Annotated in this window: 15 protein-coding genes; 4 read left to right on the top strand and 11 right to left on the bottom strand. The window is 55.2% G+C overall.

Going from position 1 to position 13,914, the window contains the following annotated elements; genetic code table 11:
• Positions 1–289: 289 nt before the first annotated feature.
• Together V7080_RS05795 and V7080_RS05790 are read right to left on the bottom strand one after the other, a co-directional pair.
• Complete coding sequence (locus V7080_RS05795) at positions 290–484, bottom strand: hypothetical protein (RefSeq protein WP_334187459.1); 195 nt, start codon at positions 482–484, stop codon at positions 290–292.
• Between the two features lie 112 nt (positions 485–596).
• The gene (locus tag V7080_RS05790; RefSeq protein WP_334187458.1) at positions 597–884 is read right to left on the bottom strand and encodes an HU family DNA-binding protein; all 288 of its coding nucleotides are present in this window, start codon (positions 882–884) and stop codon (positions 597–599) included.
• Here V7080_RS05790 and V7080_RS05785 point away from each other — a divergent pair.
• Complete coding sequence (locus V7080_RS05785; protein WP_334187457.1) at positions 883–1,008, top strand: hypothetical protein; 126 nt, start codon at positions 883–885, stop codon at positions 1,006–1,008. The genes V7080_RS05790 and V7080_RS05785 overlap by 2 nt on opposite strands.
• A gap of 138 nt (positions 1,009–1,146) precedes the next feature.
• On the opposite strand, the gene V7080_RS05780 is transcribed toward V7080_RS05785, so the two are convergent.
• From V7080_RS05780 to V7080_RS05740, 9 genes are all read right to left on the bottom strand, one after another.
• Complete coding sequence (locus tag V7080_RS05780; RefSeq protein WP_442947186.1) at positions 1,147–1,797, bottom strand: flavin reductase family protein; 651 nt, start codon at positions 1,795–1,797, stop codon at positions 1,147–1,149.
• A gap of 371 nt (positions 1,798–2,168) precedes the next feature.
• The gene (locus V7080_RS05775) at positions 2,169–2,576 is read right to left on the bottom strand and encodes a hypothetical protein (RefSeq protein WP_334187456.1); all 408 of its coding nucleotides are present in this window, start codon (positions 2,574–2,576) and stop codon (positions 2,169–2,171) included.
• 262 nt (positions 2,577–2,838) lie between these two features.
• Positions 2,839–3,213: a hypothetical protein gene (locus V7080_RS05770; protein WP_334187455.1), complete on the bottom strand. Its 375-nt coding sequence runs from the start codon at positions 3,211–3,213 to the stop codon at positions 2,839–2,841.
• Positions 3,210–3,746, bottom strand: a complete 537-nt coding sequence (locus V7080_RS05765) for a hypothetical protein (protein WP_334187454.1) — start codon at positions 3,744–3,746, stop codon at positions 3,210–3,212. Before V7080_RS05765 ends, V7080_RS05770 begins: the two co-directional genes overlap by 4 nt.
• 420 nt (positions 3,747–4,166) lie before the next feature.
• Positions 4,167–5,072, bottom strand: a complete 906-nt coding sequence (locus V7080_RS05760; protein ID WP_334187453.1) for a tetratricopeptide repeat protein — start codon at positions 5,070–5,072, stop codon at positions 4,167–4,169.
• Positions 5,073–5,131: 59 nt separating this feature from the next.
• The gene (locus V7080_RS05755; RefSeq protein ID WP_334187452.1) at positions 5,132–5,620 is read right to left on the bottom strand and encodes a hypothetical protein; all 489 of its coding nucleotides are present in this window, start codon (positions 5,618–5,620) and stop codon (positions 5,132–5,134) included.
• Positions 5,621–5,796: 176 nt separating this feature from the next.
• A complete protein-coding gene (locus V7080_RS05750; RefSeq protein ID WP_334187451.1) occupies positions 5,797–6,651 on the bottom strand; it encodes a hypothetical protein in 855 nt (284 codons plus the stop codon).
• Positions 6,652–7,033: 382 nt separating this feature from the next.
• Entirely contained in the window at positions 7,034–8,911 is a 1,878-nt protein-coding gene (ftsH, locus tag V7080_RS05745) for an ATP-dependent zinc metalloprotease FtsH (RefSeq protein ID WP_334187450.1), read from the bottom strand.
• Between the two features lie 535 nt (positions 8,912–9,446).
• The gene (locus V7080_RS05740; protein ID WP_334187449.1) at positions 9,447–9,764 is read right to left on the bottom strand and encodes a hypothetical protein; all 318 of its coding nucleotides are present in this window, start codon (positions 9,762–9,764) and stop codon (positions 9,447–9,449) included.
• Positions 9,765–10,260: 496 nt separating this feature from the next.
• On the opposite strand from V7080_RS05740, the gene V7080_RS05735 reads away from it, so the two are divergent.
• The 3 genes from V7080_RS05735 (at position 10,261) to V7080_RS05725 (ending at position 13,912) form a co-directional block, all read left to right on the top strand.
• Complete coding sequence (locus V7080_RS05735; RefSeq protein WP_334187448.1) at positions 10,261–11,739, top strand: methyl-accepting chemotaxis protein; 1,479 nt, start codon at positions 10,261–10,263, stop codon at positions 11,737–11,739.
• A gap of 202 nt (positions 11,740–11,941) precedes the next feature.
• The gene (locus V7080_RS05730) at positions 11,942–12,325 is read left to right on the top strand and encodes a PaaI family thioesterase (protein ID WP_334187447.1); all 384 of its coding nucleotides are present in this window, start codon (positions 11,942–11,944) and stop codon (positions 12,323–12,325) included.
• Positions 12,326–12,676: 351 nt separating this feature from the next.
• Positions 12,677–13,912 (top strand): tyrosine-type recombinase/integrase, encoded by a 1,236-nt coding sequence (locus V7080_RS05725; protein WP_334187446.1) that lies wholly within the window; start codon positions 12,677–12,679, stop codon positions 13,910–13,912.
• Positions 13,913–13,914: the final 2 nt, after the last annotated feature.

The following is a 13,914-nucleotide window of genomic DNA, read 5'->3' as shown; positions in this document are numbered from 1 at the left end:
CCGTTGTTCTTCGGCGCACTCGGTTCGGCGGTGGGAACAGTGCCCGTGTTCTGGGCCCTGGCGGGAATGCTTGCCTCAGGTGGTGTATTCGCCGGACGGCGAAAGGATGAAGCGTCCTGAAGGACGCCCGACTGCATGTGCCGACAAGGACATGCATGCGGCTTTGCACGAGCACCGGACAGCGCCGTGCTCCCTGGCTTTGGATGCTATCCGCACGACCAACGACGGGCTGGTGCGCCGGGAATGACGTTCCGCTTTTTCCGGCAGATACGTCTGCAGCCGTTATTTTCTAAGGGTTGTCCCGCGTCGCATGATGGATCGCCACACCGATGGCGACCAGTTTTTCAATCACCTCCGCCTGGCTTGCGACGCCCATCGCTTCCTTCAGGAGATGCAAGCCGTCACGGGTGACGTTCGACACCGGCACATTGATGAATCCATCTGCTACGGGAGATTGTGATGTCCTGACTTTCTTGGTTCTCATTGCGATGCTCCGAAGTAAATGGTGACAATCGAGGCCGAACCCCGAAGAACATGAAGGTCAGCCTGCTCCTAAGAAAAAGGGGCGCTTGATGCGCCCCTTCCGACATCAAGTATTACTTGACCTTTACTTTCGCGACCAATGCCTTCAATGACGGCGCTGCCTTGAAGCGCACGTTCTTGGATGCCTTGATTTTAATCGCTTCTCCCGTTGCCGGATTCCTGCCTTTGCGGGCAGCGCGTTCGGTAACGGTAAAAGTGCCGAGGTCCGGAAAGGAAAAACGCCCTTCCTTCTTCAGGTCCGCGCCAACGAAGCCGAATACCTGCTCGACAATCGCCTTTGCCTGCACCTTGGTCAGGTCCTGGTCGGTGGCGACCTTTTCAATGATTTCTGCCTTGTTCATGAAACTCCTCTATACATCTGGCATTGCTGTTAAAAAGATTTCTGATTTGAAGAACCCCGGTGCTGCATGGGCCGGCAATGGTGTCAGCGGTGCCATGTACCCGGATTCTCCACCGCTATTCTGACTTCTCGGCGCCAAGCTGTCCAAAAAGTTTCATTGATGAATCATGCCGGTCGCTGTTTTCGATACAGAACACAGCGACCGGTAACCGACACTTGGTACGTTTACCCCTTCAATACCCGATGCCATCCGGGCAGGGTGATCAAGCCTTCGGGCGCATCATCCTGAAGCGGCCCTCCGGACTGATCGCGAAATAATCCGCCGCTCCGCCGCCCCGCAGGATCGGTTGCGCCGCAGCGGTATCGTATTTGCCGTCCACCAACAAGGTCTGCAGGATATGGACGCCGACGACTTCACCGAGCACCAGCCAGGTATCGACATCCTCTCCCCTTACTGTCTGCAGGCGGACTATCTGCGTCAGCCTGCACTCGAAGGACACCGGACTCTCGAGCACCCGGGGCACGGAGACAATGCGTGATGCAACAGGCGTGAGGCCGGCGAGCTGGAATTCATCGACATCGGGACCAACCGGCGCGCAGCTCGCGTTCATTGCGTCCGCCAGCGGACGTGTCGCCAGGTTCCAGCAGAACGCCCTGGTCTGCTGCACATTGCGAAGCGTATCCTTGAAACCGATGCTGGAGAAACCGATGATCGGCGGCGTGTAATTGAATGCGTTGAAGAAGCTGTAGGGAGCGAGGTTCAGGCGCCCTTCCGCGTCCTGCGACGATATCCAGCCGATCGGACGGGGCCCGACGATCGCGTTGAACGGATCATGCGGCAGGCCATGGCCTTGTTCGGGTTCATAGAAATAAATGGATGACATGCGATGCCATAAGCGCAGAAACGATGGCATTGATTCTATCCCTCAATGCCAATCGTTGCTTTCCCTTCTTCGTTAGGGCGCTTTCGGCCTGACTGCGCCAGACGAGGCCGAGATGATTTGGCTGCGGAACAAGGGCGGAGCAGGGCAGGCGGGCAGCATGCTGGCCCCGCGGCGCTCATCGGCGCGCCGCAACAGCAGCACACCGGCGTCGCTGCTGATGTCACCACCGTCAAACGACTCCGCGATCACGCAGCGTCCGACCTTGCCTAACTCGAATGATTCAACGCTACAATTTCGCGGGGCCGCTCAGGCATCGGCGATTCCGCTTGTTATTTGGCGTGAGAACCAATAACAACGCGCTTCTGCACGGAATCGCCAACCTGCCTCATGAAATATCAGGGTTAGAGCGTCGATGCGTCTTTCAGGAAACGGTCAATTTTGTGGACCGCGTGAATAACGTTCTCGTAACCGCCGTACTGCTTACACGTTTCGGGGAAGTTACAAGCCATTGTCACGGCAAAGGCGAAGGACTTCAGGCTATCTAGCTCAATAGCTCCAATTTTGGTCATGTTACCGGACAGCACGGAAGCCAGATTGGTGCGTGCTTGTTCGCACTGCTGGATATTCGCGTTGCCATAAATATGCGGTTCATAGCGGTCCGGATGGGCGACGTATTCATTGAGAAGACTGCGAAAAATATCGATATCCTGCTGATTGATGTGGTCAGCATGAGGGAGTTTCTTTATTGAAGGAATCGTATTTGAGTGCTTCTGTGCTTCGACATTGGAGATGTCGGAGTTGTAAGCCATGGTGGCTCTCCTGAAATGTGAGCCCTATGAGATCGGGTTGAGGCGGGCCGACGAAGCAGGCATTAAAACAAAGATCGCGGTTGCTATACTTTCCGCGCCACCGGCATTACCGAATATTTACGCAATGGCGGCAAGCTGAAAATCGCGCAAGCCATGGCGAACCATGAAAGCGCCTGCATAACCGGTCTCTATGACCGGCGCAACGACCAGGGTGTCGCTCGATGAGGTGGTGCGGATACTGATTTGACTTGTGGCTTCGTTGTTAATCCACAATCGGATCTTCTCGAGAAATTACATCGATGACATCATTTATCGTGATGATCGCAAAGTGGACTAAAGTTTTTGCATCGTATATGTCATAGCTTTGCTTGACGAACCACTCAATGAAATCAGATGGTTCCACGCGATAAAAGGACATTCTAGGTTTAGCGCTTTTAGAGATCTGTCCGAGCGAAATTAAAGCGTCACCTTCGTCTAGTTTTCGATAGGCTTTGAAAGCTTTAAACCTTATTCTTATTCTGCAACCATTATCATTGATGAGGCTAATTTTTAAAGCACCATCCTGCTCAGATAATTTTTCTAAGTCATATAATTCTTTTGGCGCAAATTCCTGAAATATTGGACTATAGGAATTCATTCGCTATACCTCACCTTATCGCGTTTATCGCCATCTTGGAATTCGAGTGTCGGTCTTCCATCTGTGCTGTCTCGTCGGACGATAATTTTGCGTCCGTCGGAAAGAACTCCCGTCCTCATTCCATTTTCTCGTTCGCGCACATTCTTAGGCTTGAATTTGTCAAAATCTCTATCAGCTTGAGCCATGCCGCCAGTTTTTTCCCACACCGTTGAAAAGCCTCTGGTCTTGGGACCAAGAGTCGCATTGGCAATAGGTGGAGTCAATGTATTTGCGCGATCAGTAAAGTTGGTACCACCGCTGTTTTTTGCAAGTTTTGTCTTATCAGCGTTCCCTTCAGCGATCAATCTGGCCAAGGCCAGATTTTTTGCGATGCTGGCGGGCGGCAGCTGCTTGGTCATTGCAGAACCGCTTGTGCTCGATAACAGCTTCGACCTGGCTGACATAACTCCCTGTTGCGGGATCTGGTAGTTTTTCCCGTTCACCTGAACAATCGGTTTCCCGGCGCTTGTCACCTGCCCCTTGAAGTTTGGCATGGTGGCTGCCGGAGAATTCGGGCGGATTGACGGCGGCAACGCCTGGGGGGTATTGCTACCAGCTTTTGGCTGACCTCCTCCAGGCGCAGGGCTCATTTTTGAGCTGCCACTCCCACCTCCTGCGGTACCGGGTATCGCTTGGCGCGGCACCATTCCCCCTCTCCCGGCAGCAGGTGGTCCCGAGGGGGAACGAGGTCCGATATTGGGCGAAGTCGGGCGCGACGGCGGCGGCTGGTACACAGGCGGTGGCGGTTGTCGCTCCGGTTGCCGGAACACGGGAGGGGGCTGATACCCTCCTCCGCTACGGTTTTGTGCATTCGTATTGGGTGCGGAAATCAGGGGCGCAAGAAAGCTGACGATCAGCAGCAGGGTACGGTGCTTGAGGGAATTCATAACTATCCCTTCAAAGGCGAAAGAGCCTCATTGAAAATATGAACTTGCCACCCGTATGAGGTTTTTCGTCTCAGTGGCATTGCACCCCTTTGTGGACGCCACGGCATAGCCGTCGTCTACGGCGCCTTGCTTAAACTCGGTTAACGCGCCTGACTGATATTCCTCCTCTAATTCAGCGGCTAACTCCATGGCACGTTTGAAACTGCCTGCCTTTTTGGTCATAGCGACCATAAACTTGAGAACCAGGTTATCGATATCCTTGACCGCTTCAGGGCAGTGATATTGAACGCCGGACAGCACGCCTAGCCCATAATGCAGCACCTTCGCGTAATTCATGGTTGTGACCAGTGTGCGGTTTTCCATGAGCGCCTTGATGAAGTCCGGCTGGCTGTACTTGACATTAGCTGCTTGCGCTTTCATCTCCGCCGCCTGTTTGGAATCCTGCTTTGCGTCAGCCACAATGTCGTCTGCCAGCTGCGCGGCAGGCTTAAAGCCGGCTTTGGCTGCCCGTTGATACAGGTTTTTTGCCAGATCGGGGTCACTTTCAAAACCGGCAAGGCCGTACAGCATGATGTCGCCGAGATAGGCCATGGATGCACCATGCCCTGCCGTGCCAGCGTCGGTCAAAAGCTCAATGGCTTTATCAAGCTGGCCACCGGCCAAATAGGCCCGTGAGAGCTGGAATTTCACACGGGAGAAATCTGGTGCCAGTGCAAGGGCTTCGCTGCATTTCTCGGCTGCCATAACGATATTGAGTTCTCCATCCTTGACGCCCTTAACCCCCCGCCCTTTGTCGGGATCGTCCGGATGGGCAGCGCTTTGATCGCACTGCGCCACCGCCGCTGCGGCGGCAGGCGTCAGGGCCGGCTCCTTGTCACCGCAGCCCGTGAGCAGCGCCAGATATAGCGCTGTGGTGGCAAAGGACTGGTTCATAGGGCCTCCAATGCATGGGTGCGGGCCATAGTTCATTTCGAGGCAGAGCGGAATGCGGGCTACCAGATCAGTTGCAGGACAAACAGGATTCCCACGCCCCAGACAGCGAGCATGAACAGGAACGCAATGATCTTGAGCGCGAATTCCAGGATCGCGACTATTGCAAGGAAGGCGAGGCCAATCACTGCCCCGCCTATTGCGCCCGCAACGGCCGCGCCGATAACGGATTCAAACGACGAACCTTGAATGAGCGCGAGAAAGGCCAGGAGGGCTGCCCCGACAGTGGCGCAGAACGTGAATGGATCAGCATCAGCATGCTTTGCTTGCCAGCCAGAGGTTGTGTTTGAAGGGCCCCAACTGATCTTCCCCACCGGCAAAGTCGGGGTCGATGTTGGCATAGTGGGATAGGTGTCACGTGTCTGCTTTTCCTGCAGCGCCCCCTGTGCTTGCTGGCCCGCCCAGGTGCTGACAATTTGCCCGCCGTTGACAGCGTCCCGGTCCGCGCGATTTTTCGCTTCGATATTGGGGATGTCGGAATCGTAGGCCATGGTGTTTCTCCTCGAGAGTGAGCCTCATGAGACTCGGATTCGCTTCTTCGTTAAGATGGAGAATATCGAGCCAGGAAAAATATGTCGCATCGCCGATCCGCTGGCAGGGCCCGGGAAATCGCAAGAACATGGTCTGCGATCGCAAAAAGAGAAACGAGCGATACGAGCGGGAACTGCTAAAAGAAGATGACGTTGTTTTTCAGGTTGAACTGCAACTTTGCTGCCACCAAATCTGGTGCATCGCGGATGTCCAGCTCTTCAGGAAGATGCGCCGTCTCTTCGTCAGTCACACGTTCAATGTACACCGGTGCAGAAAAAAGCTTGATCCCATAGCAACCGGTGACCATACCTTCCATTGAACTAATGATCCCCTTCTTGTCATCGTAGTGTGGATTGTGGATAACTGTTATTCGTGGCGGCCCTCTATGCCGGGGGATCTGGCGGGCAATCAGAAAGAGAAACTGAGATTTCTGAACCACGCATCCCTCAAAAATCTCTCCTTGCGAGTTGGTATTATCGTTCCCCTTATAGGCATGCGTTTCAGTAACTCGCAAAGCCAGACTTTGTGGATCAACGTTAATTCGCATCATCCCCATAATGCATTTGCCGGGCGCAGGAAAATGCAAGGATGGACGCCAGATACGATACGTTCCCACTGCTTCCTCCCTCAAATTCCGCTGCGTCTGTTCCCCTGTTTCAAGAAACGCGGAGAGCGCATAGAACAAGGCATCCGGATGCCGGGCAAGGCCCTCCTTCAGCCTGTACTCGTCCGAGCACCAATTGTTGCGCCAGAGGTAATTCACAAGGGCCTGATGTGCGCGTTCATCAAGCGGTTTGCCTCGCATGAAATGGTCGAACATATCTTCGGTCACTCCAGCTGCCGCGACGACATTGTTCATCAAGTGCTTCGTTGTGAATTTCTCGCGCAGCTCAGGAAATTCGCGTAATGTCCTGATCCGGCAGCGCACCCATTCCTGATTGTCCCCGGTATTTTTGAGCAATTCATCAAGGCTTAGGTCTTCGTTTGGCATTTGCTTTCTCCGTCAGCAGCAGGTCTGCAATGCCTCCCTGTATGGCCCGGGAAATCACTCCCGGGAGTTACTCGGGTCATTGACTTTTAGTTTAGTGGACGGTGAGCGGAAGATTTGTGCAAAAACAAAAAAGGCGCGATTTTTTCGGGAATTTTTCAGGTAATAAAAGATTCCTAGCCCGGATATTTCATGAGCATGCTGGAAGGCGTTCAAGACGGGCAAGATCGAGGAGTTGTGCATCGCTGGTTGCGCTGAGGCACCGTTGACTGGCCGATAGCGCTCTAGTGCCGGAGCACATGGAAAATGCAGGATCGGACCCACATAAAAAATGCCTGCATTCCCAAGGGAAATGCAGGCATGCGTCGAGCCGGAAGCTGGACGATCAGATCGTCGCGGGGATATTCGGCGCGACGGGACCGGACCTGCCTATTCTCTTTTCAGGTACACCGTATTTCGGCGGGCGAGGCGGGAAGCCCTTCATGATGTCCTCGATCTGATCCGCATCGATCGTCTCCCATTCAAGCAGCGCTTCAGTCATGGCTTCCACCTTGTCGCGGTTCTGTTCCAGCAGGCTTCGCGCCAACGCATATTGGCGATCCAGGATGCCGCGAATTTCTTCGTCGACCTTCTGCTGGGTCTCTTCCGAAACAGACGTGGTCTGCATGCCGAACATCGGGTCCTGGGCGTCATCGACATAGACCATGGTGCCGAGCGCTTCGGACATGCCGTAACGGGTGACCATCGCACGCGCAAGCTTCGTCGCCCGCTCGAAATCGTTCGAAGCGCCGGTCGACATCTGGTTCATGAAAATCTCCTCAGCGATCCGGCCGCCAAAGAGAATGGCAATGTCCTCCAGCATCTTGTCCTTGTACATGTTCACCCGGTCGTGCTCGGGCAGCTGCCAGGTAAGGCCGAGCGCAAAACCGCGCGGCATGATGGTGACCTTGTGAACCGGATCGGCCTTCGGCAGCAATGCGGCGACGACGGCATGACCGGACTCGTGATACGCCGTATTGCGGCGTTCCTCTTCACGCATGACCGCTGACTTGCGCTCGGGACCCATGATGATCTTGTCCTTTGCATCTTCGAAGTCGCGCATGTCGACGATGCTCTTGTCGCGGCGTGCCGCGAACAGTGCGGACTCGTTCACCAGGTTCGCCAGCTCGGCGCCCGAAAAGCCGGGCGTGCCGCGCGCCAGCACGTCGGCGCGCACATCCTTCGAGATGGGCACATTGCGCATATGCACATTCAGGATCTGCTCGCGGCCGCGGATATCGGGCAGGCCGACCATGACCTGGCGATCGAAACGGCCGGGACGCAACAGCGCCTTGTCGAGCACATCGGCACGGTTGGTTGCCGCGATGACGATCACGCCGGAATTGCCTTCAAAGCCATCCATCTCCACCAGGAGCTGGTTCAGTGTCTGCTCTCGCTCATCATTGCCGCCGCCCATGCCGGTGCCGCGCTGGCGACCCACCGCATCGATCTCGTCGATGAAGATGATGCAGGGCGCATGCTTTTTCGCGTTTTCGAACATGTCGCGGACACGGGAAGCACCGACACCGACAAACATCTCCACGAAATCCGAGCCGGAGATGGTGAAAAACGGTACTTTCGCCTCGCCGGCGATGGCGCGGGCCAGCAAGGTTTTACCGGTGCCCGGCGGACCGACCATCAGCACGCCGTGCGGCACCCGGCCGCCAAGCTGCTGGAACTTCCTCGGTTCGCGCAGGAATTCAACGATCTCGCCGACCTCCTCCTTCGCTTCATCGCATCCGGCCACGTCGGCAAACGTCACGTTATTGGACTTTTCGTCGAGCATGCGGGCTTTCGATTTACCGACCGACAGCGCGCCGCCCAGACCGCCCTTGCCCTGCGATTTCATCATGAAGAAAACCCACACGCCGATCAGCAGCAGCATCGGGAACCAGGAGATGAACAACTGGGACAGGAAAGACGGACCTTCGGGATTTTTCACATCGAACTTCACGCTGGCAGCGATCAGGTCATTGATCAGGCCGCGGTCCAGCATGGTTGCCGTCGATTTCAGCAGCGTACCGCTGTTGGTCACCGCAAGGACGTTATCGCCTTCAATGGTGGCCTCCTTGATGTTCCCCGCCTTGATTTCTTTCAGCAATTCCGAATAGGCGATCGGCGAGGCGCCGGAGTTGCTGCCGGGGCCGCTCATCTGTCCGAATACGAGGAAGACGGCAAAGATGACGGCAGCCCAGATTGCATTCCTAGAGTACTTCTGATTCACATGTCCTCCTGGCTAAAACAACAAGTAGGCAAAATACGGCGGTAGTTGGGTTGGGGCGAGAAGCCTGGCGCTTGCGTCATGCATTTCCATGATTGGCTTCCATGCGACATTACTTTTGCGCCAAAGATCCTATTGGCGGACCAACTTCTTTAAAAGCGATGTTTTCGGCTACATCACTTCGGATAAACGGCACAAAAAGACTGGCAAAGAATCTACATGCATGTCTCTGAGGCAGAACGATGCAAAGACGATCGTCACATGCAGATCGCAATTCATGCGACGACCACGATATGAATTTAATAACAGGTGTCACGCCGTAGCTATCAGGTGGGGGCAGAGCCGCTTTACACAAGCTCAAAACAATACAGGCAGTCTAACGCGATTTGCGGATGTCCATATGCGGCATCAACGCGCCGTCGGCCGGCTGGAGAAGCGATGACGAGTTGAAGCACGAATTTCCCTTCTCTACGGTTCAAAAGAATTTCAATGCGCTTTCATACGCATCGACGATGATCGAATCCGGCTGCGTACAGGCCTATTTGACTGAGTCACTTTGAATTCCACGTGACGGCGCGACGAAGGTATTCGCCGCCGCATGTCGTGCCTGCCGCTTTTCGGTATTCCTCGGACTGGAGAATGAAAGCGCGCTGGACGCAGCGGGTAGCGATGGAAGCTCGATCACCGCATTCTTCTGCCATAGCCGATCAGCCAGGATACGCAGTTGCGCTGCTTCCGCAGACAAGTTCTGACCAGGGCGGAGCTTGAGTGCCTGGGCGCGCAGCGCCTCCGCTTCCAGCACCGTGGCAAGCGTGCATAGATGCTCTGACAGAGTTCGCGTACTGATCATTTCCATGGTAATTCTCCTGAGGTTCATGCTGACCATCATGCCTAGAGTGCGGTTCGATGAAAAGGGACTTTGCATATCGATGCCGGGAGCGTTGCTTTTTCATTGAATGTTATTCAATGCGGCAAGAAACTATGCGGGAGAGCAAGACCACCAAGGGTGATGTTGGCTTGGAAGACCGTTTACTCAAGCGGCACGGCATATCATTGCTTCACTGCATTGATTGATTGCAGACAGCGGTGAGTGTCGCCCGTGATGTTGCAAGTCATCCATTTCATGCGTTCGACACGCTGGAAATCTGTTCAGTACGTTACCGAGAAGCAGTCACACTGCATCACCAATCCCGGCATTCCGGTCGCTACATTCATAATGTCCGATCTCAAAGCCACACATCAGCGACGACTCCGCTGCATGCCGAATTTTGTAGACCACCCTTCAGCGGCGTTTACCTGCTGCCGTAATCAAGCATGGGCCAAACTAAGTCCCCTCTCTGGGGATACCTTCCATGAACAGATTTACATTACGAAGCAAGTTCGTCATCAGCATGGTGACCGTCATGATCGTTTGCATCATTATCGTCTGGGGTAACCGTTTGCTTGCGAAAGGCGCATTGTTTCACTACCTTGAACGCATGCATCTCGAAAACGTGATGCTGATGGATCATGCCTTCACACTTGCCGAACAGGAAGCAAAAAACGCCAAGGATCTGCGGCGCACAGACCTCCTGAACTACATCGATACAGCCGCCGGCATCGCGGCACGCGCCGATATCGAAACCCTGTATATCGAAAAAGTCCTCTTCCGCATTCTTGGGTTTGGCGGCATACTCGACCTTCCCGTCAAGGACATCCAAGATCTTCAGAACATCCGGACCGCCATCAGTGCCGCGCCGGGAGACGGCATCACGGCAGAACTTGCCATCGCGGTCAGGCGGCACCGGGCGGAAGTCATCAGGAATTCGACACAGTTCACCAAGCTGGTACTCGAGGCGGTCGACTTCATCAAGACCACCGTCTACGCGCTCGGCACGCTGGCGGTGATCGCGCTGATGATGGTGATTTATCTGCTCCGGCAGAGCACGCTGCCGCCGATCGCCAACGCGCTCGGCATCGCCACGCGGATTGCGCAAGGCGACTTGAGCGGCAACATCGCAACGCACAACCGCGATGAGTTCGGCGACCTGTTCAGCGCACTGAAAACCATGAACGACAACCTCGCGCGCATCGTCGGCGATGTGCGCAAGGGTTCCGACACGTTCGCAGCAGTCACCAATGAAATCGCGACAGGCAACGCGGACCTGTCAAGTCGGACGGAATCGCAAGCGGGCGCCATCGAAGAAACCGCGTCCTCCCTGGAGCAACTGACTGCCGCCGTCCGACAGAACGCCGACAACGCCATGTACGCCAACGAGCTTGTCCTTGCCTCATCCAGCGTGGCGCAGAAAGGCGGCGAGGTCGTGTCGCAGGTCGTCTCCACCATGGGATCGATCAAGGAAAGTTCCCGCCAGGTCACGGACATTATCGGCGTCATCGACGGCATCGCGTTCCAGACCAACATCCTTGCGCTCAACGCGGCGGTGGAAGCGGCACGCGCAGGCGAACAAGGGCGCGGCTTCGCCGTCGTCGCCAGCGAAGTACGCACGCTTGCGCAGCGCAGTGCCAGTGCAGCGAAGGAAATCAAGTCGTTGATTCAAAATTCAGTCGAGAAGATCGAGTCCGGCGGCATCCTGGTGGAACAAGCCGGCCAAACCATGGCGGAAGTGGTCGATAGCGTGAGCCGGGCCGCGTCGCTCATGGGTGAGATTGCTGTCGCGAGCAAGGAACAGAGCACAGGGATCGAGCAGGTGAATCGGGCCGTAAGCGAGATGGACAAGGTCACCCAGCAAAACGCCGCCCTCGTGGAGCAGGCAGCAGCCGCCACGGAAAGCCTTCGTCACCAGGCGACGCAACTGACGCATACGGTGAGTGCGTTCAAGCTGGCGTAGTGGATGGCGAAGTGTGTCCAGGGATTCGGCCGACCGTCTCCATACCGGATGGAGAATGGGTCGCAGCGACAATCTTGATTCGCTGGTAATGTGCTGATTCGCTATCATCCCGTGCAAAGTTCCACTTTCGACCATGAATACGACCCCTATCCCGTTTCGACTCTCAGCGGAAAGGCGCGAAACGCAAATCCGTGCGTTTAACATGCGAAATGAAATTATCTGGTTCGGCTTTCAAGGCGCTTTCGAGAAACCGGGCACTGCGATCATTACTTTCTCCAGAATGGAGGCCGGTGCGCTCGGCGGTGGCGGAACCAAAGCAGTCAATGGCGGCGTCATTGCCGCCGGATTTGATGCGGCATTCGTCCTGGCGGGATTGGGTCAGTACGATACGGATGTCGTCGTCACATTGGATCTGTCAGTACAGTTTCTCAATCTCGCTATTGCCAGTCCTTCACTGGCCTTCGAAGCGCAGGTCGTGCGTTCAGCGAAAAGCTTTTGCTTCGCACATGGCGTGTTGCGCGACCGGGCGAATCCCGGCGGTCCGGCCTTCTCGTTGGCCAAAGCGATGGTTGCGCCTGCGAGATAAATTGAGAAAATTCCGATTGGAAATGAATACAGGGAAGGATTTGGGTCGGATGTAGTTCGACCTGCGCCACTCTGTGCTTTGATAAAAAACATAAGGGTCAGCGTTTTGCTGACCCTTATGTTTTTCTGGTGCTGATGAGACGAATCGAACGTCCGACCTACTGATTACGAATTCTAATGCGCGATCTACATCCTCATTCCCGGAGATTCATCTAGTTTTTATTTCCTTTTCAAATCAAGCATTTATATCCGCTATTGACCACACTGGTGTTCACCTTGATACACCTGAGTGTCCTACACATTTACTACACGCTATAATTTCGGCCGACCCAATCAAAGATTGTAGGAAACAATGCCGAAGCTCACGAAGCGCATCATCGACAAGTTGGAAGCCCCGCCCTCTGGCCAGTCATTCTGCTGGGATGACGAGATCAAGGGGTTCGGGGTGCGCGTCACCGCCAGCACAAAGTCTTTCATTCTGGACAGAAAGTTCAATGGCCGATCCATTCGCCTCACCATTGGGCGCTACCCGGCGTGGTCGGAGGAGCAGGCACGCAAGCAGGCGAATAAGCTGATCGTACAACTGGATCAAGGCATTGATCCTCGGGAGGAAAGGCAGAAGGCGCAAACCGATGCCGTGACGTTGGAAGCAGCATTTCAGCGATTTATCAGTGAGCGGCAACTCAAGCCGCGAACTGCATACGATTACAACCGGTACATGCGTGGCGTAGTGCAGTCCGGCAAGCCGCAATTCTTCAGTGACTGGCAGAACAAGCCGATTGCCAGCATCACCGAGGACATGATCGCCAGTCGGTACGCCAAACTCAAGGATGGCGCTCGCGGCGCTGCCCAGGCATCATCAGCCATGCGAGTTCTGCGCAGCGTTTTGAATTACGCGATTCAGGCGTACAACCTGGACATTCGCAATCCGGTTTCCACGCTGACCAAACGACGTGCTTGGGTAAAAATCAACAAGCGCCGGACCCATCTGCATCACCACGAAATCCGCCCGTTCGTGCTGGCCTTGCGAAAGTTGCCGAACCCGGTAATGGCAGCCTACCTGGAATTTGTGCTGCTGACAGGAGCGAGACGGAATGAAGCTGCACAGCTGAAATGGGCCGATGTGAATGATGGCGCGCGGGTACTGACCTTTACCGACACGAAGAAAAACGGTGAGGATCGTAGCATTCCAATTACCAGCCGGGTGCATGAAATCCTTGATGCCATGAAGCGCCTGAAGATGGGCGATTATGTCTTCGCCTCCACCGATAAGGCTGGTAAGGCGACACACGTATCCGAGCCACGCAAGGCGCTGGCACGTGCCAACAGTGCAGCCGGGACCAACATGACGGTCCACGACCTTCGCAGGACGTTCGCCACCGTTTTGGAGAGTCTAGATTGCCCGATGGCCCCGTTAAAAGCCTTGCTTGGTCACAGCATGGCTGCTGACGTAACAACCGGGCATTACGTTGTGATCGGAATCGAACGTCTGCGGCCGTGGTCAGACCGATACGACGCGCATTTGCGCCAGTTAATCGATACAGACCCAGCAACCCGCGTTGTTGAACTTAAAGCAAGGGAGGCGTGAAC

Source organism: Noviherbaspirillum sp., from assembly GCF_036846085.1.
In the GTDB taxonomy this organism is placed as follows: domain Bacteria; phylum Pseudomonadota; class Gammaproteobacteria; order Burkholderiales; family Burkholderiaceae_D; genus Noviherbaspirillum.
Note: the sequence above shows the minus strand (reverse complement) of the source record. Positions and strands in the feature narration are given on the sequence as shown.